Below are 23,979 nucleotides of genomic sequence, written 5' to 3'. Positions count from 1 at the left end.
GGGGGCCTAGCCGCCGCCGACGTTGAGGCCGTCGGCGCCGGCGTTGGTGGAGTAGCTGGGGTAGAAGGGCCCGCGCGAGTCGAGGTTGCGCACGCCCTCGGTGGTCTCGACGAGGAGCCGGCGGTAGCCGCCGTCCGCCCCGCTCGCGGGCCGGTTGGCGGCCGCCGGCAGGGTGGCCCCGCCGGCGCCCGCGAGCTGCGGGTCCCAGGTGGCGGTGCGGACCACGAGCGAGATCCGCACCGCGCGGACATTGGCGGGGTGGTTGGTGGCGCGGCTCGGCGCGTTGCTGAGATCGGCGTAGGTCGGCGGCGCCGCCGAGAGGTCCACCGCGGCGTCCGGGCTCGCGGCCGCGGTCGCGTTCACGAGCCGGTGGCCCGGGGCGTAGCCCACCCGCTGCACCGCGGAGCCCGGGAACAGGTACGAGACCTGGAGGTCCTCCACGTCCGGCGCGACCGGCTCGACGAGCGGGGCCCCGCCGTCCCAGAGGCCGCGGTCGAGCAGCAGGTAGGGCCGGTCGGCGCCGCTCCCGTCGGAGTAGCGCGCCACGTAGTAGTGGAAGCGCTCCACCTTGAGCACGAGCACGTCGCGCCAGCCCGCGCCGAAGCAGCCGGAGGCGAGCTGGTCCTGCTGGTAGGGGAACGGGCCCGAGCTGGCGGTGCCGAGCGCGACGGCGGTGTCGCCCGGGCCGGCCTTGGCGCCCACCGTGACGTAGGCCCACCGCGAGGCGCCGCCGCACATCACCTGCAGCACCTGCCCCTGGTAGAGCGGGTTCACGAGCGGGGTCGCGAGGGTCAGCCGGGTCGAGGTGGGGGCCGCCGCCAGCGCCCGGCTGAAGGCGGGATCGCGGGCGTAGAAGACGAGCTCGTCGGGGCCGGTGACGCTGTCGCGGCAGGAGACTGCGTCGGCGCCGGTGCAGGCGCTGGCGCTGGGCGGGAACGCCGAGGGGGCGCCGCTCGGGTAGGACTGGTTGGCGAACGCGCCGTTGGCCGGGCCGAAGTCGAGGGCCAGCCAGGGCTCCACGCCGTAGCCGGCGCGCCGCAGGCTCATCCCCAGCTCGCCGAGGGCGGTGCGCGCCGTCTCCTGCAGCCCGCGATCTCCGGCGCTGGCGGTGAAGGCGCGCTGCTGGGCGACGACCAGGCCGAGCGCCCCGGCGGCGATCACGGCCGAGGCCACCATCGCGACCAGGAGCTCGGTGAGGCTGAAGCCGCGGACGGGACCGCGCATCACCGCACCTCGGCAGGGTCGAGCTTGGTGGTGAACGCCACCACGCGGCGCCAGCCCGCGCCGTGCGGCCAGCGGACGATGACCGCGACCCGGACGGCGTCCGGCCGGCCGTTGCCGTCGGCGTCGTCGGGGTAGGCCACGTTCCAGTAGCGCTCCATGCCCGGGGGCAGCGCGCTCGCCGGGATGCCGTTCCAGCCCGTCCCGAGCGCGAGGTCGGCCTCGCCGTGGTCGGACGGCGGGCTGGCCTGCTCGAAGGCCTGGCGGGCGTCGCCCAGGTCGGCGTCGTTGGAGGGGTTGGCGTTGGCGAGCCGCGGGTCGGAGTAGCTCCAGAGCGCGATGTTCTCGACGAGGTCCCGGGCCACGGCGCTCGCCTCGGTGGCGCGGCGCGCGTCGGCGTTGAGGCGGAGCTGCACGACGTGCAGGCGGTAGGTGCCGAGCGCGCCCACGACCACCACCGACATCGCGACCATCGCCTCGAGGAGCGTCGTGCCGCGTGCGCGCCGCCGTGCCATGCCGGGCCTCATCCGTTGTTCAGCGCGCGGACGCTGCCCGTCGCGCCGGTGATGACGAGCAGCCGGTAGCCGCTCGCGTCCTGGAGGGTGGCGGCGCTGCCCGGGCCGGAGAGGGCGATGGTGCCCCCCTGGACCGCGAGCGGCGCGCCGTCGGCGGAGTGGAAGCCGGCCCGGCCCCGGGCGTCGAAGACCACCGCGCCCCGGCCGTCGTTCCCGCTGGCGCAGAAGGAGCACGCGGCGGCCAGGATGCCGGAGTAGGGCGGGGCGAGCGTGGGCGGGGCGGCGCCGCCGAGCCCGACGACGATCCCCGCCGGCAGGTCGAGGGAGCCGAGGAAGGTCCGCCCGGCCTCCGCCGGCGCGGCCGGGTCGAAGCCGTCGAAGTGCGGGGTGGCCGCGGCGCTGAAGAAGGAGAAGCTCGGGTCCTCGTACACCACCACGCGCCCGATGCCGCCGAGCGGGTTGGCGTACTGGGGGAAGACCATCACCGCGGTGGGCCGGCCGCTCGCCACCGCGTTCACGCGGGCGTTGCGGAGGAGCGCCTGCAGCTCGATGGCGCTGCCGGCGAGGTTGCCGCGCGCGCGCTGCCGGGCCAGGCTCGACCAGGCCACCGCCGCCAGGATGGCCGCGATCGAGATCGTCACCGCGAGCTCGACGAGGGTGAAGCCTCTGGACCGTGGTGGGCGCATGCGCTGTTCCGTTCGAGAGACGGGCCGCGGCCGGGCGGCGGTGGGGGCGCGGAGGCGGCCCCGCGCTCCCGGCGAGGCCAATCATCGCCGAGAGCGGGTCAATTGGCGAGCGCGCGTGTCGCGGAATCGCACGTGAAGAATTGCGCCCGTGTGTGCATTTTCACGCAATCGGTCGCCGGGGCGCCCCGTGCGCGCGAAAAGCCCTGGGACACAGGGACGTGGGAACGTGGGACAGACGCGGCACGCGCCGGGGGTCGCGCCGCCGGGTCCGGCGGGACCGGGATCGTGCGAATATCAGCGCAATTGCGTCAATGAACCCGTCTTCAAACACGAATGGTGAATCCGGAGGAGGCGCGCGGGCGTGCGTGGCACGCCGGATGAAGTGGCGTCCCGAGCCGACCTCCCGGAGCGGCGCGCGCCGCCGGCCGCGTGCCGTGAACCGGGGAGGCCGGCGGGGCCGCGAAGAGCCTCCTTCGAGAGCGGTGCCCAGGGGCTCACGCCGGCCGCGGCGACGGCCTGGCGTCACCCCGGTGCCCGCGGCGGGCGTACCAGGGCGTCGTGGCGTGGCTGGGATCGGCCTGCGAGGGCATCTGCCGATCCCGCAGCTCGCCGGTGAAGGCCCTCGCCGATGCGGCTATCCGATCCGTGAAATCGGGTGCCGACGGCAGCAGTGGCCTCTGGTAGCCTCGGTGAATCGCAGTCCGTGCCCCGGGGGGCCTCATGAACGAAGTCGCTCGCGCCGCGTGTGCCACCGCACTCCTCCTCGCCGCCTGCGGGCAGTCGCCGGCCTCCTCGACGTCGACCCCGCATGCCACCGGGGTGGCCGGCGCGTCCCTGGTGGCCTCGTGCACGGGCCAGCCTGCCGGCACCGCTTGCGCGGACGACGCCAACCCTTGCACCGCCGACGTCTGCGACGGTTCGGGGAACTGCACTCACCTGGTCGTCCCCAACGGCACCACCTGTGACGACGGCAACGCTTGCACCCAGGTCGACGTCTGCCAGAACGCCGTCTGTACGGGCACCAACCCCGTCACCTGCGCCGCTCTCGACCAGTGCCACCAGGCCGGCACCTGCGACCCCTCCACCGGCGCCTGCTCCAACCCTGCCAGGTCCGACGGCACCACCTGCGACGACGGCAACGCCTGCACCCAGACCGACGTCTGCCAGAGCGGCGTCTGCACGGGCACCAACCCCGTCACCTGTGCCGTGCCCGACCAGTGCCACCAGGCCGGTGTGTGCAACCCCGCCACTGGGGCCTGCTCCAACCCGGCCAAGCCCAACGGCGCCGCCTGCGACGACGGCGATGCCTGCACCCAGACCGACACCTGCCAGAACGGCGCCTGTACCGGCGGCAACCCCGTCACCTGCGCCGCGTCCGACCAGTGCCACCAGGCTGGCGTGTGCAACCCCGTCACCGGCACCTGCTCCAACCCGGCCAAGGCCGACGGCACCGCCTGCAACGACGGCAACGCCTGCACCCAGAACGACGCTTGCCTGGGCGGCGCCTGCACGGGCACCAACCCCGTGACCTGCGCTGCCCTCGATCAGTGTCACACCGCCGGCACCTGCAACCCCGCCACCGGCGCCTGCTCCAACCCTGCCAAGGCCAACGGTACCGCCTGCAACGACGGCAACGCCTGCACGCAGACCGACACTTGCCAGGCCGGCGCCTGCACGGGCACCAGCCCCGTCACCTGCGCCGTGCCCGACCAGTGCCACCAGGCCGGCACCTGCGACCCCAGGACCGGCACCTGCTCCAATCCGACCAAGCCCGACGGCACGGCCTGCAACGACGGCAACGCCTGCACCCAGGCCGATGCCTGCCTGGGCGGCGCCTGCATCGGCGGCGGCACCGTGGCCTGCGGCGCCCCGCCCCCGTGCCACGGCCCCGCCAACGCGTGCGATCCGGTGGCCGGCTGCGTCTACCCGGTGCTCTCCGACGGCTCCGCTTGCGACGATGGCGACCGGTGCACCCGGACCGACACCTGCCAGGCCGGCGCTTGCGTGGGGTCGAACCCGGTGACCTGCGCTGCCCTCGATCAGTGTCACACCGCCGGCACCTGCGACCCTGCCACCGGCGCCTGCTCGAGCCCGCTCGCCTCGGAGGGCACGCCCTGCGACGACGGGCGGAGCTGCACGAGCGGCGACGCCTGCCGGTCGGGGGCGTGCGTCCCTGCGACCAGCACCTGCGCCTGCGGTTCCGACGCCGATTGCCCGGCGCTCGACCCGTGCCACCGCACCCGTACCTGCGACCTCGTCACCGGCACCTGCACGGCCTCTCTGCCGGTGAATGACGGCACCGCCTGCGACGACGGCGACGCCTGCACGAGCGGCGAGACCTGCCAGGCTGGCGTGTGCGGCAGCCCCACCGGCCGTGTTGCCTGCGCCGCGGCCGACGCCTGCCATGTGGCCGGGACCTGCGACCCCGCCAAGGGCACCTGCAGCCGGCCCCTGGCGGCCGACGGCACGCCCTGCGTCGGAGGGGCCTGCGCGTCTGGGACCTGCGTGGCTTCGCCGCCGGCCCAGCATGGTGGCGGCTGCAGCAGTGGCCCGGCGGGCGCGGAGGCGCTGGGGGTGGTGGCGCTGCTCCTGGCAGCGCGCGTCGGGCGGCGGCGGGGGTGAGCCGGACTCGAAAAAGAGAGAGGCCGGAACCCTTCCCGATTCGGGAACGATTCCGGCCTCTTGTATGGCGGGGAGTACGGGACTCGAACCCGTGGCCTCCGGCGTGACAGGCCGGCGTTATGACCGACTTAACTAACTCCCCAAGTACAAAGGTCTTGGGCGGAGCAGGTCTCGAACCTGCGACCCTCGCCTTGTAAGGGCGACGCTCTACCGCTGAGCTATCCGCCCCCGAGGGCGACGGCAGGCGGGCGTTCTAGCGTGGCGGCCGGGGGCTGTCAACGTCCGCGCGCACGAATCGGATCGAGGGTCCCGCGACCCGGCGAGGAGGCTCCTCCGGCCCGTCCGGAGGACCCTCGCCGCCCCCGGCGCCGCCGCCGAGAAGGCCGGAGAGCGGGCCCGGTCCCCGGCAGCCCCAGCGGGTATTGCTGGATCACCCGCCGAACCGGATGCTAGAGGGCCGCATGAACTGGGAACCGGGCATGAAGGTCGTGCACCGCGCGCAGCGCGGCTGGGGCGTGGGCGTCGTCATCCAGGTGGCCGACGAGGGCCGCCGGCTGGCGGTCCGCTTCGCCGGCCGCGACGGTGTCACGGTGGTCTCGGGGCGCGACCCGATGCTCGCCGAGGTCCCGCAGGAGACGCCCATCGAGCAGCCGCGCGGCGGCGCCCTCGAGGCGCTCGCCTCCGGCCAGCCGGGCTCCTCCGCCGCCTTCAAGCTGCGCGGCCGCGTCCTCCGCTTCGAGGCGATGCGCCGCGCCGACAGCCTGGGCGCGCTCCTCTCGAGCCGCGTCCACGTGCTCCCGCACCAGGTGGGCGCCGCCGGCCGGATCCTCGCCGACCGCGCCCCCCGCTTCGTCCTCGCCGACGAGGTCGGCCTCGGCAAGACCATCGAGGCGGGCCTGGTCTTCGCCGGCATGCGCCAGCTCGGCATCGCCGAGCGCGTGCTCGTCATCGTCCCCGAGCACCTCGCCTTCCAGTGGCTCGCCGAGCTCTTCCACAAGTTCAACGCGCTCTTCTCGCTCCTCACCCCGGACCGCATCCAGGCCATGGGCGGCGCGGAGTCGGCGCTCGTCCGCTCGCCGCACGCCATCGTCTCGCTCGAGGCGCTGGCCGCCGACCCCGACCTCGCCGACGCGGCCGCCGACCTGCCGCTCGACCTCGTCATCGTGGACGAGGCCCACCACCTCGCCGAGGACGCGCTCTACGCCCCGGTCGCGCCCATCGCCCGGGCCTCCTTCGGGCTCCTCCTCCTCACCGCCACGCCGGTGCGGCTCGACCCGCGCGAGTACTTCCGCCTCCTCTCCCTCGTGGAGCCTGTCCCGACCACCACCCTCGAGTCCTTCCTCGACCGGCTCGCGAAGCACGAGGCGTACGCCGAGGTGGCCCGCCACCTCGTCGCCAGCGGCTCGGCGACGGAGGCCCGCGCCCGGCTGGTCGCCCTCTCGCCGGAGGACCCGGTGTTCCAGGACGAGGAGTCGGACCGCGACGCGCTCCTCGCCCACCTCGCCGATCGCTACAGCCTCTCGGCGCGGCTGGTCCGCAACCGCCGCGTCAAGGTGGGCGCGTTCACCCAGCGCCTGCTGCGCCGCCACGACGTCGAGGAGGGCAGGAAGCCGGCGGCGCTGGTCGAGCTCTGCGCCGGCCTCGCCCGCGCCGGCGAGAAGGTGCTCGCCTTCGGCGCGTCGGTCGAGCCCCTGCGCGAGCTGCAGGCCGGCCTCGCCCACGCCGGGCTCGAGGCGCTCCTCTACGACGACGCCGACACCATCGAGGCCCGCGACCGGCTGGTGGCCCGCTTCCGCGATCCGGAGGGGCCGATGGTCCTCCTCTCCGGCGAGGCGGGCGGCGAGGGGCGCAACTTCCAGTTCGCGCACCACCTCGTCTGCGTGGACCTGCCCGACTCCCCCCTCGCGCTCGAGCAGCGCATCGGCCGGCTCGACCGGCTCGGGCAGACCCGCCCGGTCGAGATCCACGTCATCGCCGAGCCGGGGGAGGAGGCCTTCCTCGCCGACCTCTACCAGCGCGAGATCGGCATCTTCGAGGAGCCGGTCGGCGGCCTCGACGCGGTGCTCGCCTCGCTCCCGCAGGAGCTCGCGACGCTGCGCGAGAAGCCGCTCCGCGCGCGCGCCGCGTTCCGCGAGAAGCTCGCGGCGCGGGTGGCCGACGCGCGCCGGGCCCAGCACGAGGGCGACCCGCTCCTCGACCTGCGCTCCGCCTCGCTCCCGGAGCTGCGGCGGCTCGTGAAGAACGGCTTCGACCGCCTCGGCGAGGAGCCGCCGAAGGGCGACGTGGAGCAGTCGCTCCTCACGCTGTCACGCTGGCTCGAGGAGGAGCTCGAGGACCTCTCCGTCGGCGTGGGCCGCCGGGTGGGGCTCGAGGTGGACACCGACCAGAACGTCCACCCGTTCGAGGTCGCCTTCACGCTCGGCTCGCAGCTCCGGATCGAGGCGCTCCCGGGCATGGAGATTCCCGACGAGCCGGTCACGCACCTCGGCAGCTTCTGGCGCGAGACGGCGGTGGCGCGCGACGAGCTCGAGTGGTTCGCCACCGGCCACCGGCTGGTCGAGGCGCTGGTGGGCCTGGTCCGCGACGGCGAGGTGGGGCGCGCGGCGGCCATGAAGGCGGAGTGGGCGCCGCGGCGGGGGGCGCTCTACGCGCGCTTCACCCTCGCCTGGCCGGCGCCGGCCGACCTCGAGCCGGGCGCGCGCGTCCCGGCGCGGCAGGCCTCGCGCTACGTCGAGGGCGCGCCCATCTCGGTCATGGTCGAGCTCGCCGAGGGGAACAAGCTCGTCCCCGGCGGCGCGCTCCGGCTCGAGCAGGAGGACGAGATCGAGGACGCGCGCGTCGGCGCCCCGCCGCCGGCGGTGCTGGAGGCGGCGCGGCTCGCGGCCGAGCGCGACGCCAAGCTGCAGCTCGAGCGCCGGCTGGAGGCGGCCCTCGAGGCGCTCGCCGATCACGTGGACGTGGAGGAGCTCCGGCTGGTCGAGTCGGCCTTCGAGGGCGGCGCGCCGCGCGAGGCGGTCGAGGACGCGCTGGCGCGCCTGCGGGCGCACCGGGCCGCGGTCCAGGGCGCGCTCGAGCAGGTCACGCTCGAGCTCGACGCCGCGGCGATCGTGGTCCCCTGACGGCGAGCCGCTTCCGGAGCGCCCAGAGCGCCACCGGGAGGAGCGACAGCGCCCCGGCCGGCCCGCTCTGGCAGCCGCCGCCCGACGACGCCGCGGGGGGCGGGCAGGTCCGGGGGACCGTCGCCTTCGGCCGGGCGGCGAGGCCGGACGCGGCGGTGAGCACGAAGACCTGCCCCTGGTCGGCCGCCGAGCCGGTCGCGGTGCCGCCCGTGCCGGCCACGAGCGCGTACCAGGTGCCCGCCGCGGGGAGGGTCACCGCGTCGGCGCCCCGGGCGCAGTCGGAGGCGATCGGCGCCGACAGGTCGAAGGTGGCCACCTTCGCGGTGGCGCTCGGGTCGCCCGGGTTCCCGGCGTCCACCTGCACCGGCGCGCCCTTTCGCAGGTAGACGGTCCCGGCCGCGCCCTGGCTGCCGCAGGCGTGCACGAGCGCCTCGCCCTGCGCGGCGAAGGTGGCCTGGAACGCCGCCAGCGCGGGCTCGCCCTGCACCGAGGGCTCGAGGTACGCCACCTTCTCCTCGCCCTGGTAGAGCGGCACGGTCCGAGCGTCGCAGGGGCTGGTGCGCGCGGCGCCGGGCGCGCCGGCCGGGTCGAGCAGCTGGTGCCGCTCGGCCACGCACTCGACGTAGGCGCCGACGTCCTTGCGCGACGGGAAGAGCTGCTGCGCGGCCGCCACCAGGCTCGCGGCGTACGAGCCGAAGGTGACCCCGTTCCGCGCGCCGGCGGAGAGCTCGAGCGCCTTGTACTGGAGCTGGGCCGCGGCGTTGCACTTCCCGCCGCAGGCCGGGACGCCGCCGAGCCCCTGGTAGAGCTCCCAGAAGTAGTCGCTCCAGATCTGCCCGTCGGCGTGGACCTCGCCCGAGAGCCCGTCCACGCCCAGCCCGAGGTCCGAGGGGCCGCCGTCGCCCTGGCAGGTGCGCAGCCCGCCCAGCTTGCGCAGGTAGGGCGCGCCGAAGGCGCCGGCGAGGTAGCGCGAGATCTCGGGGCTGCCGGTCTCGGCGGCCGCCATGGCGTCGGCGGTGGCCTCGTTGACCGAGCCCGGATCGGCGAGCACCCCGAGCGCGTCGTAGAACTCGTCGAGCCCGCCGAAGGCGTCCACCGCGCCGTGGGTGAGCTCGTGGTAGACGACCTCGGCGTCGTAGGTGGTGTCGCGGATCCCCTGGCCGAACACCATGCCGCCGAGGGTCGGGTCGAAGTAGGCGTTGTCGTACGGCTGCCCCCCGAGCGTCACGTTCACGAACGACGGCAGGAAGGAGAGCGCGTTCGGCGCCGCCGGGTCGAGCGCCTTCAGGAACGCGACGTGCCGGTCCACGTGCCAGTAGGCCATCACCTCGGCGAAGCGGTCGGTGTACGAGCCGTGCACCGGCTCCGTGCCGGTGGGCGCGTCGTCGGGAGCGAAGACGAAGCCGGTCTTCGGGTCGGCCGGGAGCTGCTGGCAGGCGGCGGTGCCGCCCCTCTGCGCCGGCGCGTCGCCGCCCAGGCAGTTCCAGACCGCGGTGTGGCTCCCCGAGAGCAGCGTCTCGCCCGCGAGGTTCGGCAGGTCCACCTGCGTGGGCTGCTGGCACTCGGCGTACACGCCGCTCGCGAGGGGGCAGTCCTTCGCGCCGCTCGCCACCGGGGAGTCGGCGAAGACGGCGCCCTTCACCCGCCGCCGACGGTCGAGCCCGTGGAGCGCGCGCCCGCTGGCGGCGTCCACGTAGACGCGGAAGCTCGCGGCCGGCGCGACGGGCAGGTCCACCCGCCAGGCGGCGCGCAGCGCGCCGAAGAAGGGGAGCCAGCCCCGCTCCGCGACGGCCGGGGCGCGCAGCCGGGCCGCCGGCCCGAGCGCCGCGAGCGCCGCCTCGACGGCCGCCGCCTCGCCGAGCGCGAAGGCGCCGGCCTGCGCCGGGGGCAGCGGCGCCGCGTTGACGAGGAAGACGCCGCCCTCCGGCGAGACCCCGACCGAGACGCCCCCGCCGAAGACCGGGAGCCCCTCGACGCTGCGCGTGAAGCGCACCGCCGCCACGCTCCCCGCCGCCCCGGCGCGGTCGAGCCGGAGCGCCTGCTCGCCGCCGATCCCGAGCGCCTCGCCGTGCCGGGAGAGGAAGGCGCGCGCCGCCGCCTCGGGGCCGCCCGCCACCGGCGCGGCGACGAAGCCGCTCGCGTGGATCACCTGGCCGCCGGGCGCGCGGACCACCCGCGCCGCCGGGGGCAGCTCGCCGGCCGGGGCCGCCGACAGGGCGGCGAGGAGGATGGCGGGGATCATGCGCACGCTTCCTAACTCGGGTCTGGCGGGAGCGCCGGCCGTCGGGTGATAAAGGTGGGCATGGATCTCGTCCCCCTGCTGCGCGCCCTCGTGGGCATCGACTCCACCTCCGCGCGGAGCAACCTGCCGGTGCTCGACCTGCTCGAGGGAGAGGTGCGCCGGCTCGGCTTCGAGACCCGGCGCGCCACCTGGAGGGACGCGGCCGGCGTGGAGAAGGGGAACCTCGTCTGCCGGCGCGGTCCGGACGGGGAGGGCGGGCTCGCCCTGGTGGGCCACACCGACTGCGTCCCCTTCGACCCCGAGTGGGCCGACGCGCTCGCCTGCGCCGAGCGGGACGGCGTGCTCTACGGGCGCGGCACCGCCGACACCAAGGGCTTCGTCGCCGCCGCCGTGGCGGCGAGCGCGCGCGCGTCGGCGCGGGCCCGGCCGCTCACGCTCCTCTTCACCGCCGACGAGGAGGTGGGCTGCCTCGGCGCGAAGCAGCTCCTCGCCGAGGGGCGGGTCCGCCCGGCCCAGGCCATCGTGGGCGAGCCGACCCGGCTCGTGCCGATGCGCGCGCACAAGGGCTACTGCGCGGTCGAGGTGCGGGTGAGCGGGCAGGAGGGGCACAGCGCCTACCCCGACGTCGGCGCCTCGGCCATCCACGCCGCGGGACGGCTCCTCGCCGAGGTGGAGGCGATCGGCGACGAGCTCGCGCGCGAGCGCGACCCGGCCTTCGCGCCCCCCTTCACCACCTGGAACGTGGGCGTGATCCGGGGCGGCAAGGCGCGCAACATCATCGCCGGCGACTGCGCCTTCACCTACGAGTGGCGGCCCTTGCCGGGCCAGGACCCGCGCCGCGCGCTCGCGCTGCTCGAGGCGGCGGCGCGCCGGGTCGAGGCGGAGCGGGCCGGGATCGCCATCGCCATCGAGCCGCTCCGGACCGACGCCGCCGCGGTCACCGCGCCCGACGCCGGGATCGTCCGCTTCCTCGAGGCCGAGAGCGGGCGGACGTCGGAGACCATCCCCTTCGGCACCGAGCTGCCGGAGCTCGCGGCCCTGGGCGCGGAGGGCTGCGTCTTCGGCCCCGGCGACATCCGGGTCGCGCACCGGACCGGCGAGTGCGTGGCGCGCGCGGAGCTGGAGCGGGCCGCGGCCATCCTCGAGCGGGCCATCGAGCGGTTCTGCGGCTGAGGGATCCCGCGCCGGCGCTCGACGCTTGACTGTGGGCTCATGTAGGGAGATGTTGGCGCGAGGGGGATTTCTCGCGTGTTGAACCGGTTCTCGGCCGCCTGGCCGCTCGTCTTCATTGGGGTCTTGGCCTGCGCTTCCGCCTTCGCGCGCCCGGACCGCCGGCCCGAGGAGGCGCTGGCGGCGATGAAGGCGGCCGGGCGGCAGGGCGCCGACGTCGCCCACGTGCGCTGGTCGAAGGTCCGCTCGCAGAAGCGGCACACGAGCTTCTTCTTCGCCGACTACGACCCCGGGCGCGGGCTGGGACAGCTCTGGGCCTTCGACGAGGCGAGCGGCAAGGCCTGGCTCGTCGCCGAGCGGGTCTCCTTCCACCTCACGCTCGCGAACGACGCGCGCCTGTTCTTCGTGGCGGCGGTGTCCGCCGACGGCGCGGGCGTGCTGTCCGTGGCGCAGCTGCCGCAGGGGCCGGCCCGCCCCGTGGACGCCGGCGTCCCCCGGTTCGGCCTCGAGCTCGACGAGGACGGCCGGACCGGCTTCTACCTCGCCCGCCTCTCGGACGGCGCGGGCGAGCTCCGCGCGCTGCCGCTCGACTCCCTGCAGCCGCGCACGGTGGCCCGCGGGGTGAGCGACTTCCGCCTCGATCCGCACGCCGACCGGCTGATCTTCGTGGAGGCGGTCCCGGGGCGCGGCAACGTCCTCCGCTCGGCGGCGCTGCCCCTCACGGCGGACGTGATCGACCTCGGGCCGGTGAAGGGCGCCCGCGTGCCGAGCCGCGCCCTGGCGTCGCGCTGAGCGCCGGGTCGGTCCCGAGGGTCCCTCGCCACCGTGAGCCGCCGCCGCCCGCCGGCGCGAGCGTGAGCGCCCCGGGCCCCGGTGCTATATTGCCGGGCCGATGGCGCTCTCCTTCCAGAAGTACCAGGGGCTCGGCAACGACTTCGTGGTGATCGAGGCGAAGAGCCTCATGGACCCCGACCGGGCGCGGCGGCTCTGCGATCGCCGCCGCGGCATCGGCGCCGACGGCGTGCTCACGCTCCTGCCGCCCAAGGCCCCGGGCGCGGTCGCCTTCATGCACGTCTACAACTCGGACGGCTCGGTCGCCGCGATGTGCGGCAACGGCGTGCGCTGCGTGGCCCGCCACCTCGCCGACGCGCGGGGGCTCGACGGCGAGATCGACGTCGAGACCGCGGCCGGCCTGCGCCGCTGCACCATCCACCGGGGGCGGCGCGGGGCCGTCGAGTCGATCTCGGTCGCCATGGGGCCGGCGCGCGACGAGGGCGAGCAGGCGTTCGCGGTCGGCAGCGAGCTCCTGCGCGCCCGCCGCATCTCGATGGGCAACCCGCACGCGGTCATCTTCGGCGACGCGAGCGTCGAGCGGGCCACCGCCATCGGCCCCACCATCGAGGCCGGGGTGCCGGGCGGGGTCAACGTGGGCTTCGCCGCCACCGGGCTCGACGGGCTCGACCTCGTCGTCTGGGAGCGCGGCGCGGGGCTCACCGAGGCGTGCGGCACCGGCGCCTGCGCCGCCGCCGCGGCCGCGGTGAAGCTCGGCCTGGTGGACCCGGTCCGCGAGGTGGAGGTCCGGCTCCCCGGCGGGCCGCTCCGCATCACCGTGGCGCGCGACCTCTCCTCGGTGCTCATGCGCGGTCCGGCCGAGCGGGTGTTCACCGGCGAGACCGAGCTCTGACCGCGCCTCGCGGCACACCCTCGCCGGCCGGCGCCCTGCGCGACCCGGAGACCGGCGCCTACCGCGCGGAGGTCTTCGACGACGCCGCCGCGCGCGAGCTGGTGCGCGCGCACCGCCACGGGCGGCCGCTCTCGGTCGCCGCCTTCGACGCCGCCCCCGGCCTCGCCCGTCCCCTCGCCGCCGCGCTCGCGCGCGCCGCGCGCGAGGACGACGTGGTGTCGCGCGCCGGCCCGGGCCGCTTTCGCGTGCTCCTCGCCGAGACCGACGCCTTCGGCGCGCTGGCGTTCCTGCGCCGCGCCGAGCGGGAGGCGCTGGCCGAGCCGGCGCTGCGCGCCTCCCCGGACGGCCCCGCGGCGGCCGCCGTCACCTTCCCCGCGGATGGGCCCGCGCTCTCCTCGCTGCTGGCCCGCTGCGAGGCGCGGCTCGTCGCCTGGCGCGCCTCCGCGGCCCGGGCGCTCCCTCCCGCGGCCGAGGGCTTCTGGCCGGCGCTCGACGCGCTGGTCGCGGCCGGCGCCTTCCTGCCGTGCCGGGTCGAGCCCGACGAGGTCGAGGCGGAGGTGGCGCGCGGCCTCGCGCGCGACCCGGCGGCGCGGGCGCTCCTCTACGCCGGGGGCGGGGCGCCGGGCCGGTTCGCGCCGCTCCTCGCCGGGCTGCCCGCCGCGGGCGGCCGCGCCGGCGACCGCGGCCCGCGGCTCGTCCTGCTCGGTCCGCGCGGCGCCGACGGCGAGGGCGCGCCGCGCCACCCGCTGGCCCGCCGCTGCTACGTCGAGGGCGATCGCCGGCTCTCGCGGGAGCGCTTCCTCCTCGCCCTCTTTGGCCGGGCCGCCTACGCGCTCGTCGAGCGGGACGGCCGCGCGCTGCACCTGGCCGACGCCCCGGCCGTCCAGGCGCTCGCCACCCGCCTCGCGGCGAGCTACGAGCTCGCGCCCGCCTAGGGAGAGACGACATGCCCGCCGCCTCCCGCGTCCTCCTCGCCTGGCCCGATCCCGAGCGGGCCCGCGCCCACGCCGCGGCGCTGCGCCGGCTCGGCTGCGAGGTGGAGCACGCCGGCGACGGGCAGCGCGCGCTGGAGCTCGCCGTGCTGCGCCCGCCCGACCTCGTGGTGGCCTCGCGCGAGCTGCCGCTCGTCGCCTCCGGCGACCTCGCCCGCATCCTCTCCGCCAACCCGCGCACCCGCGCCGTGCCGTTCCTGGCCATCCCGGGCCTGCCGGCCGAGGAGCTCGCCGCCGCGGCCGCGCGGCTCCTCCCCTCCGCGGCCCCGGCGAGCGGCGGCGACCTCGCCGGCAGCCTCGACGAGCTGCCGCTCCACGACCTCTTGCAGGGGCTCGCCCAGAACCGGCGCACCGGCCGGCTCACCCTCTCGGCTCGCGCCCCTGCCGGCGACCTCCTGCTCGCCCAGGGTCAGCTCGTCTCGGCCCAGTGCGGCGCCGCCCGGGGAGAGAAGGCGCTGCACCGGCTCCTCGCCGGCCGCGGCGGCCGGTTCGCCTTCCGGCCGGAGCCGGTGGCGTCCGCCGAGCCCCTCGGCCCCCTCGAGCTCCTCCTCCTCGAGGCGGCCCGGCGCGCCGACGAGGGCGCGCGCCTGCTCGCCGCGCTCGGCGGCCCCGGCGCCTGCCTCGCTCGCGGCGCGCCGGAGCTCCGCCCCGAGGCCGGCCCCGCGGCGCAGCTCTGGGCGGCCCTGGCGCGCCCGCGCCCGGTCCCGGCGCTCCTCGACGCCGCCGACGCGCCCGACCTCGAGCTCCTCGAGTCGCTCGTGGCCCTGCTCCGCTCCGGCGCGGTCGCCCCCGCCCCGAGCCCGTCCCCCGCCGCCGCCCCCGCGGCGCTCGCCCCGGCCGCGGCCCAGGCGCTCGCGCGGCGCGTCCGGCGCGAGAGCGCGAGCGGCCCGCGCGCGGTGGGCACGGTGGCGGTCCTGGCGCGCGATCCCGGCCGGGCGCGCGCGGCGCTCGCCGAGCTGCGCGCGCTGCCCGGCTTCGCCGCCGAGCCGGGCGCGCCCGGGCGCCTCGGCCTGCTCGGCCGGCTCGCGGTCCCGGGAGGTCCGCGGCTCGACCTCTGCCTCGTGCCCTGCGGCGACGAGGATCGGCCGCTCTGGCGGCTCCTCGGCGCCGGCGCCGTGGGCGCGCTCGCGCTCGAGCCCGGGCTCGCGGCCCCCTTCGCCGCGGAGCTCGACGCCCCGAACCTGCCGGTTGCGGAGAGCCTCGCGACAGGGCAGGAAGAGGGACCGCGCGGCGCGGCGGAGGCGCTCCTCCGGGTGCTCGCCGCGGCCGCCAGGGAGGAGTCGCCGTGAGGATCCCCATCTACCAGGTCGACGCGTTCACGAGCCGCCCGTTCGGCGGGAACCCCGCCGCGGTCTGTCTCCTGGAGCGCTGGCCCGCCGACGCGCTCCTGCGCGACGTCGCCGCGGAGAACAACCTCTCGGAGACGGCCTTCCTCGTGCCGGAGGGCGACGGGTACCACCTGCGCTGGTTCACGCCCACGGTCGAGGTGGACCTGTGCGGCCACGCCACCCTGGCGTCGGCGCACGTGGTGCTCACCCGGCTGCGGCCGGAGGCGGAGGCGGTCCGCTTCCGCACCGCCTCCGGCGTGCTCACGGTGAAGCGCGCCGGCGGCCGGCTCTCGATGACGTTGCCCCGCCGCGCGCCGGAGCGGATCGAGCCGCCGCCGGGGCTCGCCCGCGCCCTCGGCGTGGAGCCGCTCGAGGTCTGGCGCTCCCGCGACCTCATGGCGGTGCTGGCGAACGAGGAGCTGGTGCGCGAGCTCGCCCCCGACCTCGCCGCCGTGGCCGCGCTCGACGCCCCCGGGCTCATCGTCACCGCCCAGGGGCGGGCGGTGGACTTCGTGTCGCGCTACTTCGGGCCGCGGGTCGGCATCCCCGAGGACCCCGTCACCGGCTCCGCCCACTGCACGCTCGTGCCCTACTGGGCGGAGCGGCTCGGCAAGTCGCGCCTCCACGCCTTCCAGGTGAGCGCGCGCGGCGGCGAGCTCTTCTGCCAGAGCGGCGAGGACCTGGTGGTGGTGGCCGGCCACGCGGCCGACTACCTCGAGGGCGTGCTCCAGCTCCCCGAGGGCTAGACCGGGCCGGGGCCCGCGCCGAGCGCGGCCCGCACCGCCGGGCTCTCGCAGAGCAGCCGGAACTCGCTCCCGGAGAGCCAGGCGACGCGGCGCGCCCCCTTGGCCTCGAGCGTGAGCCGCACCCGCCGATCCACCTCGTCCACCCGCACCCGGAACCCGCGCGCGAGGTCGCGCTCGATCGAGCGCAGGTGGCGGTGGATGCGCAGGGCGCGCCGGCCCTCCGGGGAGGAGAGGGCGAGGAAGTGGCGGTTGCGGCTGAACGCGGCGTCCTGCCGCAGCCGCTGCACCACGCGCTCGACGAAGTCAGCCGCCATGCGAGCCCGGAGTTCTAGCGCCGCCGGGCGGCGGGCGCAGCCTCAACCGGCCTTCTGGATGAGGAACCGCCCGAGGAGCGTGTCGGTCCCGGCGATGTGGGTCTTGAGCCAGTCGCCCAGCCACTTGTTCACCTTGAGCGTCACGAGCGAGGTCGCGCCCTTGGTGTCGAACTCGGCCTTCATGGCGGTGTACTCGGCCACGAAGCGGTCGTGCGCCACCTTGTGCACGGCGTACTCGGGGTAGCCGTGGGCCTTCATGAGCCGCTCCTCCTCGCCGAAGTGCTCGATGGCGTAGCTCGCGAGGAACCCGAGCAGCCGGCCCACCTCGGCCCGGTCGCCCTTGGCCATCGCGGCGAGGAGGGCGTCGAGGCGCCGGAAGAGCTCCTGGTGCTGCTCGTCGATGATCTTCACGCCCACGGCGAGGGCGGGGGTCCACTGGGGCATGGCGTTCCTCTCGTTCAGGTCTTGTCGAGGGGGGGAGGAGAGCAGAACCAAGCCCCCATTTCCAGTCCCTCGGGAGGGGGATGCCCCGCCACCCGGAAACCTGGGGTCGAACCGGTGAAGCGCCCGGGATCAGAGCAGCGCCGAGCGCGCCACGCAGCGCTCGAGCTCGCGCCTTCGCCGCACGCCGCCCGGCCCGACCACCACCGCGAGCACCCGGTCCTTGCGGAAGGTCTCGCGCGCGGCCCGCTGCACGTCCGCCGGCGTGACGCGCTCCACGCGCCGGCAGCGCTCCTCGAACCCCTCCGGCGCCGAGAGCACCTCGCCCGAGCCGTACCAGCCGGCGAGCTCCGCGGCCGAGTCGAGCGAGAACGCGAGCGTCATCCGGTGGCGGCGCTGCACGCGCGCGAGCTCCTCCTCCGGCACCGGCTCCTCGGCGAGGCGGGTGAGCACCCGCGCCACCTCCTCGATCACCCGGCCCACCTTGGCCGGCGCGCAGGCGCCGTCCACCACCAGCATGCCCGCGTCGACGAAGGTGTCGATGCCGGCGTGGAGCGCATAGGCGAGGCCGCGCCGCTCGACCACCTCGAACGGCAGGCGGGACGAGAGCCCGTCGTCGAGGATGCGCCGCAGGCAGAGGTGGATGGGGTAGTCGGGGTCCTGCTCGGGCGGGCAGGGGAAGGCGAGGCTGAACTCGGCCTGCGCGTCGTCGTGCGAGACGTGCTCCACCACCGGCCCGCGCGGCCAGGCCGGCGGCGGGAGGTCGCGCGAGCGGCGGCCGCGGGGCAGCGCGCCGAAGTGCGACTCGGCGAGCCGCAGCACCTCGGGCTCGCGCACCGGGCCGGCCACGCAGAGCACCAGGTTCTCGCCGGTGTAGAAGCGGGCGTGGTGGCGGCGCACCGCCGCGAGGTCGATGGCGCGCACCGTCTCGCGCGTCCCCGCGATCTTGAAGCCGAGCGGGTGGTCGCCGAAGGCGAGCCGCTTCAGCAGGTTGTCCGAGTCGATGTCCTTCCCGGCGGCGTCCACCTCGTCGAGGATCTCCTCCAGGATCACCTCCCGCTCCACGTCCATCTCGCGGAAGAGCGGGCGGCGGATCATGTCGCCCAGCACCGCGAGCCCGGTGGCGAGCTCCTCGGGGTGGATGGGCGTGTAGTAGCAGCCGTGGTCGCGGGCGGTGATGCCGTTCAGGTTGCCGCCGGCGCTCTCCACGGCGGCGTTCATGGCCACCGTGTCGGGCCAGCCGGCCGAGCCGCGGAAGAAGAGGTGCTCGAGGAAGTGCGAGACGCCGTTGGCCGGCGCGGCCTCGTGGCGCGAGCCGGCGCGCACGTAGAGCGCGATCATGGCCGAGTGGAGGCCGGGCGCCGGGATGGTGAGCACCCGCAGCCCGTTCTCCAGCACCGCCTTCGAGGCCGAGCCCCAGTCGTCGAAGCGACGCGCCGCCGCGCCCGCCCGCACCCCCGCGCCTCGCACCGCCGCTCCCGTCCGTCCCCGCTTCATGCGCTGGCCGCCTCCGCCCGCCGTCGTTCCTGGCCGTCTTCCGCCGCGGCCGCGGGCAGCGTCACCCGGAAGGTGGCGCCGCGCCCGGGCGCGCTCTCGCACGCGATGGCGCCCCCGTGCTCCCGCACCACCTGGTGCGTGAAGGCGAGCCCGAGCCCGGTGCCCTTCTCCTTGGTGCTCCAGAACGGCTCGAAGAGGTGCGGCAGCGCCTCGGGGGCGAGGCCGGGGCCCGAGTCGGCCACCTCGGCCTCCACCCCGCCGCCGGGCAGCGCGCGGGTGCGGACCGAGACCGCGCCGCCGGCGGGCATCGCCTCGCGGCTGTTGCGCAGCAGGTTCAGGAACGCGGCGCGGAGCTGCCCCTCGTCGGCGCGCACCGGCGGCAGCCCGGGCGCGAGCTCGCGCCGCACCTCGACCCCGGCCGCCGCCATCTCCGGGCCGAGGAAGTCGAGGAGCCCGCCCAGGATCTCGTTCACGTCCTCGCGGGCCAGCGAGGGGCGGGGCAGCCGGGCGAAGCGGAGGTACTCCTCGGCCACGCCCTCCAGCCGGTCCACCTCGCGCGCGATGGCGCCCACGAGCTGGCGCGCCTCGGCCCCCTCCGGCAGGGCGGCGAGCTCCTCCGCGAGCAGCTCGGTGTTGAGGCCGATCGAGTTGAGCGGGTTGCGGATCTCGTGGGTGATCTGGGCCGAGATGCGCCCGACCGCGGCGAGCCGCTCGGCCGCCCGCAGCTCGGCGCGCTGGCGCGAGAGCGAGGCGGCCATGGCGTTGAACTCGTGCGCCAGGACCGCGAGCTCGTCGCCGCCGCGCACCTCCACCTCGCGCGAGAGGTCGCCCGCCGCGACCGCCTTCACCCCGGCGGTGAGGGTGCGGATGGGCGCGAGCAGGCGGTGCGCCAGCACGGTCGCCGCGCCCGCCACCGCGGCGGCGAGCAGGGCGTAGATCACCACCAGCGCCACCGACTTCGACTCCTCGCGCTCGGTGCCGTGGACCCGATCGGAGACGCGGGTCTCGAGCCGCACCGAGAGGAGCTTCACGTCCTGCGAGAGCCCGCGCTCGAGGGTCCGCAGCTCGGCGGCGCGCCGGTCCAGCTCCTCCGGCCCGGGCCCGCGCCCGGCCGGCGCCTCCAGCGCGTCGAAGAGCCGCCGCGCGGCCGCGTCGTAGGCGGCCCAGCGCCCCGAGAGGGCGGCCAGCCGCGCGTCCACGTCGGCGAGGAAGACCGCGTCGTCCGGGCCGGCGAGGGCCCGCGCCCGCGCCACCACCTCGCGCCCCTCGGCGAGCTTCTCCCGGACCACCGCCGGGAAGCGGGCGCGCGCCACCGGCAGCCAGGCCCGCCGGGCCGCCTCGTCGGCGCCCTTCGCCTCGATGGCCCGGGCGGTGGCCCAGTCCTTCACGTCGAGCTGGGCGACGATGCGGGTGAGCGGCAGGTACCCCTCGTTCAGCAGCCGCAGGTCGCGCCCGAGCAGGTGCAGGCCCCGCACCGCCACCGCGGCGACGAGCCCGAAGGCGAGGAGGGCCACCGCGAAGGTGGCGAAGATCCGGGTGGCGAGGCTGCGCATCGGGGGAGGCCGTGGATCTTAACGCAATTCCCGGCCGCGGCCCGCCCCTTCGCCCGGGCGCCTGCGGCGCTTGTCGGGACCCGCCCCCGTGGGCTATGCAGGATCGCTCTCCCACCTCCACCCCGCTCCCCACCCACCGGAGTCCGCCATGATCGGCCTCGCCCTCTTCGTCGCCTTGGTCGCGCTGCTCGCGGCCGTCGGGTTCTTCCTGTCCGCCCGCCAGAACAAGCAGGCGGCCCTGCAGAGCGCGCAGCAGGTCGCGGACGCCCGCTCCGAGGCCGAGCGGGCCCGGGCCGAGCTCGAGAAGCGGCAGGCCGAGGCGAAGGAGCGGCGCGAGGAGGCGGCCGGGCTGCGCGAGCAGCTCGCGCAGGCGAAGCGGAAGGCGCACGAGCAGGCCGAGGCCGCGAAGAAGGAGCGGACCCAGGGCGGGCTCAAGGACGAGGTCGAGAAGCTCCAGGCGCGCCTCGCCGAGGCCCGCGCCGAGGCGAGCCACCAGTCGGAGCGCGCGAAGGCGCTCGAGGCGCAGCTCCAGCGCGACGCCGCCGCCGCCGAGAAGGAGCGCAAGCGGCTCGCCGACGCGGCCGCCGCCGCCGCGGAGCGGGCCGCGCGCCCGGCCGCGCCGGCCCCGGTCCCCGCGCCGGTCGCCGCCGTGCCCGCGCCCGCCGCCGAGGGCGTCCCGCCGGCCCAGCTCGAGGCCGAGAAGCTGCGCGCCGACAAGGCCGAGCAGCGGCTCGCCGAGGCCAGGAAGAAGCTCGCCGAGGCCGAGAAGGAGGCCAAGGCGGCGCGCGGCCGGCTCGAGACCGAGAAGCGGGTCTACATGGTGCAGAAGGGCGAGCTCGACCTCGCCGGCGATCGCTACGCCGAGCTGCGCCGCCGCTACGACGCCCTCCGCAAGGAGCACGACGAGCTCATCGACGCGGTCCGGCAGGCGGCCAAGGCCGACCGCGAGGCCAAGGAGCGGCGGCGCCAGAAGCAGGAGCGCGGCGGCGCGGCGTCCGAGCCCGCGAGCGCGGCTCCGGCGGCGGGCGAGGCTCCGGCGGCCGCTCCGGCCCCGGCCGCTGGCGAGGCGCGGCCCGAGGGCGGCGAGGCCCCCGCGGGCGACGCCAAGCCGGCCGAGCCGACGGCCTCCTAGCCGCGCGGGAGCCGGGCGGCGTCAGGCCGCGTGGGCGAGGAGCTTGTACAGGGGCGCGAGGTCGCGGAAGGCGCCGAGCACGTCGCCCACGGAGAGGCTGCGCGCCTCCTCGACCGGCCAGACCACGCCCACGTCGATCCCGCCGTTCTGCGCGGCCGGCGCGAGCTCGTCGGCGAGCTCCTGCCAGAAGGCGGCGGAGTGGGCCGGCGCGAGCTCCGGGAGCTCCTCGTAGTCCCACCCCATGAACGGGCGGAGCTGCCGGAAGGGCTTTCCCTTCCGGGCGAGGTTGCCGGCCTCGCGGGTGAGCGCCTCGCGCATGGCGCCGCTCCGATCGGCGCCGGTCTTCACCACCACGCGGGCGTGCAGGAGCCCGCGGGTCACCAGCAGCGCGAGGTAGGGGTCGGTCCGGTAGCCCTTGTCGCTCCGGCAGAAGGCGACGAACGCCTCCTCGGGCGGGGCGCCGCGCCGGCGGACGGTCTTGCCGAGGTGGGCGAAGAGGTCGGCCCCGGCGACGCGCGACAGGCCGGACGCGAGGTGGGCGCCGATCAGCTGGAGCTTGGGGTGGAGCACGCGCTCGACGGCTTCCGCCCGCTCCTCGGGATCGTCGATCTCGAAGAGCGCGAAGTCGTCTGGACCGATGCCGAGCCCTGCCATGAAGGCCCTCCGCCAGCGTGTCGCCGGATGATACCACGCCGATTGACTCGCCCCAATCGGCGTGCCAAGGTCGCCGGCCCATGCAGAAGGCGCAGCGACTCCTCGACCTCGCCGCCCTGCTCCTGCGCGCCGCCGAGCCGGTGTCCTGGCGCGACATCCAGGAACAATTCCAGGAGGATTACGGCGGGTCCGAGGACGCGGCCATCCGCAAGTTCGAGCGGGACAAGGCCGACCTGCTCGAGCTCGGGATCCCGGTGCGGTGGCTGGCGGCCGACGAGGACCTGCCGGCCGGCTACCTCATCGACAAGGACGACTTCTACCTCCCCGATCTGAAGCTGCCCCCGGAGGATCTGGCCCTGCTCTACCTCTCGGGCTCGGCGGCGCTTGCCGGCGGCGAGTTCCCCTACGCCCGCGACCTCGCGCACGCCCTCGAGAAGCTCTCCTTCGCCGCCCGCAGCCCGGGCGCCTCCGAGGCCGCCGCGATGGCGGCCCGCAGCCTCTCGTCGGGCGAGGGGCAGGGGCGGGGGCAGGTGCCGGCGCTGCTCGAGGAGCTCTCCCGCGCCATCGCCGCGCAGAAGCGGGTGCACCTCACCTACGCCGGCGCCGAGCGGACCGAGACCACCGCCCGCGACGTGGACCCGTACGGCCTCTACCAGAGCGGCGGCTCCTGGTTCCTGGCCGGCCACTGCCACCTGCGGGGCGCGCTGCGCACCTTCCACCTCGCCCGCATCCAGGCCCTCGAGGTGAACCGGGCGCAGCCGCGCAGCCGGGACTTCCAGGTGCCGCGGGACTTCTCGCTCGCCGAGCTCGCCACCCGCGAGGCGTGGGAGTACGCGGTGCACGCGGCGGAGAAGGCGCGGGTGCGGCTCGACGGGCCGGTCTCTGCCGAGGACCGCGCCTCGTTCGGCCCGCGGGCCCGCTTCCTCGACGAGGCGGGCGGGGTGGTGGTGGAGCTCGAGGTCACGAACGCGGAGGCGCTCCTGCGCCACACGCTCGCGCTCGGCGAGCGGGCCGAGGTGCTCGCGCCGGCGCGGCTGCGGCGGCGCGCCCGGGCGGTGCTCCAGGGGCTCGCGCGGAGGCGGGCGTGAAGGCCGAGGCGGCGCGCAAGGACGATCCCCGCGAGCGGCTCCGCCGCGTGCTCTTCCTCGTGCCCTACGCGGTGCGCCACCCGGGCATCACCGTGCGCGAGCTGGCGGAGCGCTGCGGGACCAGCGAGGCGCAGCTCCTGGAGGACCTCGACTTCCTGCTCACCGTGGGCTGCCCGCCCTTCGCGCCCGACGACTTCCTCGACCTCTACGTGGAGCGCGACCGGGTCTACGTGGCGCTGCACCAGAGCTTCACGCGCCCCCCGCGCTTCACCGAGAGCGAGGCGGCGGCGCTCGCCGCGGCGGTGAAGGCGCTCGCCGGCGAGGGCAAGGAGCGGGTGCTCGAGGCGCTCCGCCAGGCGGTGCCGCGCGAGCGGCGCAAGGGCTACGACGAGCTCGCGAAGCGGATCTACGCCGGCTCGCCGCCGGCCCGGGAGTCGGTGATGGGGCGGCTCACCCGCGCCATCGCCGAGCGGCGCGCGGTGCGGATCGTCCACGTGACCGCCGGGCGGACGGAGGAGAAGGAGCGGGTGGTCCGCCCCTACACCCTGGCCCGCCGCTTCGGCCACTGGTACCTCTTCGGCCACGACCGCGACCGCGGGCGCGAGCTGCCGTTCCGCCTCGACCGGATCAAGGACTGCGCGGTCCTCGAGGAGACCTTCGAGCCGCCGCCCCCGGCGGCCCTGGCCCGCGCGCGCCTCTTCTCCGAGGCCCGCGGCGAGCCCATCCGGCTCCGGCTGTCGCGGGTCGCGGCCGCCTGGGCGCTCGCCCGGCCCGCGCGGCTGCGGGTGGTGGAGAGCGGGCCGAAGGGCGAGGTGGTGGTCGAGGTCGAGGGGGCCGACGCCGAGTGGGCCACCCGCTTTGTCCTCTCGTTCGGCGGCGAGGCGGAGGTGCTCTCGCCGCCGGAGGCCCGCCGCCACTTCGACGAGGCGGTCGATCGGGCCCTCGCGCGCTACCTGGGCGGATAGGGTCCCTGGG

At 76.5% G+C, this 23,979-nt stretch carries 20 protein-coding genes and 2 tRNA genes; 11 read left to right on the top strand and 11 right to left on the bottom strand.

Annotated features, from left to right (window positions below; all coding sequences use genetic code 11):
* Positions 1-6: 6 nt before the first annotated feature.
* Genes AMPC_RS11365 through AMPC_RS11355 form a run of 3 tightly spaced genes read right to left on the bottom strand, consistent with a single transcriptional unit; the run spans position 7 to position 2,422 of the window.
* Entirely contained in the window at positions 7-1,224 is a 1,218-nt protein-coding gene (locus AMPC_RS11365) for a PilW family protein (RefSeq protein ID WP_248340735.1), read from the bottom strand.
* Positions 1,224-1,736, bottom strand: a complete 513-nt coding sequence (locus tag AMPC_RS11360; RefSeq protein ID WP_248340734.1) for a type IV pilus modification PilV family protein — start codon at positions 1,734-1,736, stop codon at positions 1,224-1,226. Before AMPC_RS11360 ends, AMPC_RS11365 begins: the two co-directional genes overlap by 1 nt.
* Positions 1,737-1,744: 8 nt before the next feature.
* Positions 1,745-2,422 (bottom strand): pilus assembly FimT family protein, encoded by a 678-nt coding sequence (locus tag AMPC_RS11355; protein ID WP_248340733.1) that lies wholly within the window; start codon positions 2,420-2,422, stop codon positions 1,745-1,747.
* Positions 2,423-3,241: 819 nt separating this feature from the next.
* Here AMPC_RS11355 and AMPC_RS11350 point away from each other — a divergent pair.
* Positions 3,242-5,044 carry a hypothetical protein gene (locus tag AMPC_RS11350; protein WP_248340732.1) on the top strand — a complete coding sequence of 601 codons (1,803 nt, stop codon included), beginning with the start codon at positions 3,242-3,244 and terminating at the stop codon, positions 5,042-5,044.
* 65 nt (positions 5,045-5,109) lie between these two features.
* On the opposite strand, the gene AMPC_RS11345 is transcribed toward AMPC_RS11350, so the two are convergent.
* Both AMPC_RS11345 and AMPC_RS11340 read right to left on the bottom strand, forming a co-directional pair.
* A tRNA-Asp gene (locus tag AMPC_RS11345) sits at positions 5,110-5,186 on the bottom strand.
* A gap of 14 nt (positions 5,187-5,200) precedes the next feature.
* Positions 5,201-5,272: transfer RNA gene (locus AMPC_RS11340), tRNA-Val, on the bottom strand.
* Between the two features lie 233 nt (positions 5,273-5,505).
* On the opposite strand from AMPC_RS11340, the gene AMPC_RS11335 reads away from it, so the two are divergent.
* Positions 5,506-8,163, top strand: a complete 2,658-nt coding sequence (locus tag AMPC_RS11335) for a helicase-related protein (RefSeq protein WP_248340731.1) — start codon at positions 5,506-5,508, stop codon at positions 8,161-8,163.
* On the opposite strand, the gene AMPC_RS11330 is transcribed toward AMPC_RS11335, so the two are convergent.
* Positions 8,123-10,405: a gluzincin family metallopeptidase gene (locus AMPC_RS11330; RefSeq protein WP_248340730.1), complete on the bottom strand. Its 2,283-nt coding sequence runs from the start codon at positions 10,403-10,405 to the stop codon at positions 8,123-8,125. The genes AMPC_RS11335 and AMPC_RS11330 overlap by 41 nt on opposite strands.
* 60 nt (positions 10,406-10,465) lie before the next feature.
* On the opposite strand from AMPC_RS11330, the gene argE reads away from it, so the two are divergent.
* From argE to AMPC_RS11300, 6 genes are all read left to right on the top strand, one after another.
* Positions 10,466-11,578 carry an acetylornithine deacetylase gene (gene argE, locus AMPC_RS11325; RefSeq protein WP_248340729.1) on the top strand — a complete coding sequence of 371 codons (1,113 nt, stop codon included), beginning with the start codon at positions 10,466-10,468 and terminating at the stop codon, positions 11,576-11,578.
* Between the two features lie 78 nt (positions 11,579-11,656).
* The gene (locus AMPC_RS11320; protein ID WP_248340728.1) at positions 11,657-12,367 is read left to right on the top strand and encodes a hypothetical protein; all 711 of its coding nucleotides are present in this window, start codon (positions 11,657-11,659) and stop codon (positions 12,365-12,367) included.
* Positions 12,368-12,467: 100 nt separating this feature from the next.
* Positions 12,468-13,259, top strand: a complete 792-nt coding sequence (dapF, locus tag AMPC_RS11315) for a diaminopimelate epimerase (protein ID WP_248340726.1) — start codon at positions 12,468-12,470, stop codon at positions 13,257-13,259.
* 101 nt (positions 13,260-13,360) lie between these two features.
* Positions 13,361-14,194 (top strand): hypothetical protein, encoded by an 834-nt coding sequence (locus AMPC_RS11310; RefSeq protein ID WP_248340724.1) that lies wholly within the window; start codon positions 13,361-13,363, stop codon positions 14,192-14,194.
* Positions 14,195-14,205: 11 nt separating this feature from the next.
* Complete coding sequence (locus tag AMPC_RS11305) at positions 14,206-15,540, top strand: DUF4388 domain-containing protein (protein ID WP_248340722.1); 1,335 nt, start codon at positions 14,206-14,208, stop codon at positions 15,538-15,540.
* Positions 15,537-16,325 carry a PhzF family phenazine biosynthesis protein gene (locus AMPC_RS11300; RefSeq protein ID WP_248340720.1) on the top strand — a complete coding sequence of 263 codons (789 nt, stop codon included), beginning with the start codon at positions 15,537-15,539 and terminating at the stop codon, positions 16,323-16,325. The genes AMPC_RS11305 and AMPC_RS11300 overlap by 4 nt, the downstream gene beginning before the upstream one ends.
* On the opposite strand, the gene AMPC_RS11295 is transcribed toward AMPC_RS11300, so the two are convergent.
* From AMPC_RS11295 to AMPC_RS11280, 4 genes are all read right to left on the bottom strand, one after another.
* Positions 16,322-16,639: a hypothetical protein gene (locus AMPC_RS11295; protein WP_248340718.1), complete on the bottom strand. Its 318-nt coding sequence runs from the start codon at positions 16,637-16,639 to the stop codon at positions 16,322-16,324. The genes AMPC_RS11300 and AMPC_RS11295 overlap by 4 nt on opposite strands.
* A gap of 42 nt (positions 16,640-16,681) precedes the next feature.
* Positions 16,682-17,083 (bottom strand): bacteriohemerythrin, encoded by a 402-nt coding sequence (locus AMPC_RS11290; protein ID WP_248340716.1) that lies wholly within the window; start codon positions 17,081-17,083, stop codon positions 16,682-16,684.
* Between the two features lie 129 nt (positions 17,084-17,212).
* Positions 17,213-18,577, bottom strand: coding sequence for a M16 family metallopeptidase (locus AMPC_RS11285; protein WP_248340714.1), 1,365 nt, complete (start codon positions 18,575-18,577; stop codon positions 17,213-17,215).
* Positions 18,574-20,130, bottom strand: coding sequence for a sensor histidine kinase (locus AMPC_RS11280; protein WP_248340712.1), 1,557 nt, complete (start codon positions 20,128-20,130; stop codon positions 18,574-18,576). Before AMPC_RS11280 ends, AMPC_RS11285 begins: the two co-directional genes overlap by 4 nt.
* Positions 20,131-20,278: 148 nt before the next feature.
* Between AMPC_RS11280 and AMPC_RS11275 the strand changes: the two genes are divergently transcribed.
* Positions 20,279-21,262 carry a coiled-coil domain-containing protein gene (locus AMPC_RS11275; protein WP_248340710.1) on the top strand — a complete coding sequence of 328 codons (984 nt, stop codon included), beginning with the start codon at positions 20,279-20,281 and terminating at the stop codon, positions 21,260-21,262.
* 21 nt (positions 21,263-21,283) lie between these two features.
* Here the strand turns inward: AMPC_RS11275 and AMPC_RS11270 are convergent, their stop codons facing one another.
* A complete protein-coding gene (locus AMPC_RS11270; RefSeq protein ID WP_248340708.1) occupies positions 21,284-21,916 on the bottom strand; it encodes a DUF1054 family protein in 633 nt (210 codons plus the stop codon).
* Positions 21,917-21,996: 80 nt separating this feature from the next.
* Between AMPC_RS11270 and AMPC_RS11265 the strand changes: the two genes are divergently transcribed.
* Positions 21,997-23,004: a helix-turn-helix transcriptional regulator gene (locus AMPC_RS11265; protein ID WP_248340706.1), complete on the top strand. Its 1,008-nt coding sequence runs from the start codon at positions 21,997-21,999 to the stop codon at positions 23,002-23,004.
* On the top strand, positions 23,001-23,969 hold the full coding sequence (locus AMPC_RS11260) for a helix-turn-helix transcriptional regulator (protein WP_248340704.1): 969 nt from the start codon (positions 23,001-23,003) through the stop codon (positions 23,967-23,969). The genes AMPC_RS11265 and AMPC_RS11260 overlap by 4 nt, the downstream gene beginning before the upstream one ends.
* The last annotated feature ends 10 nt before the right edge of the window (positions 23,970-23,979 follow it).

This window comes from Anaeromyxobacter paludicola (genome assembly GCF_023169965.1).
In the GTDB taxonomy this organism is placed as follows: Bacteria; Myxococcota; Myxococcia; order Myxococcales; family Anaeromyxobacteraceae; genus Anaeromyxobacter_B; species Anaeromyxobacter_B paludicola.
This window is presented reverse-complemented; position numbering and strand designations above follow the sequence as displayed.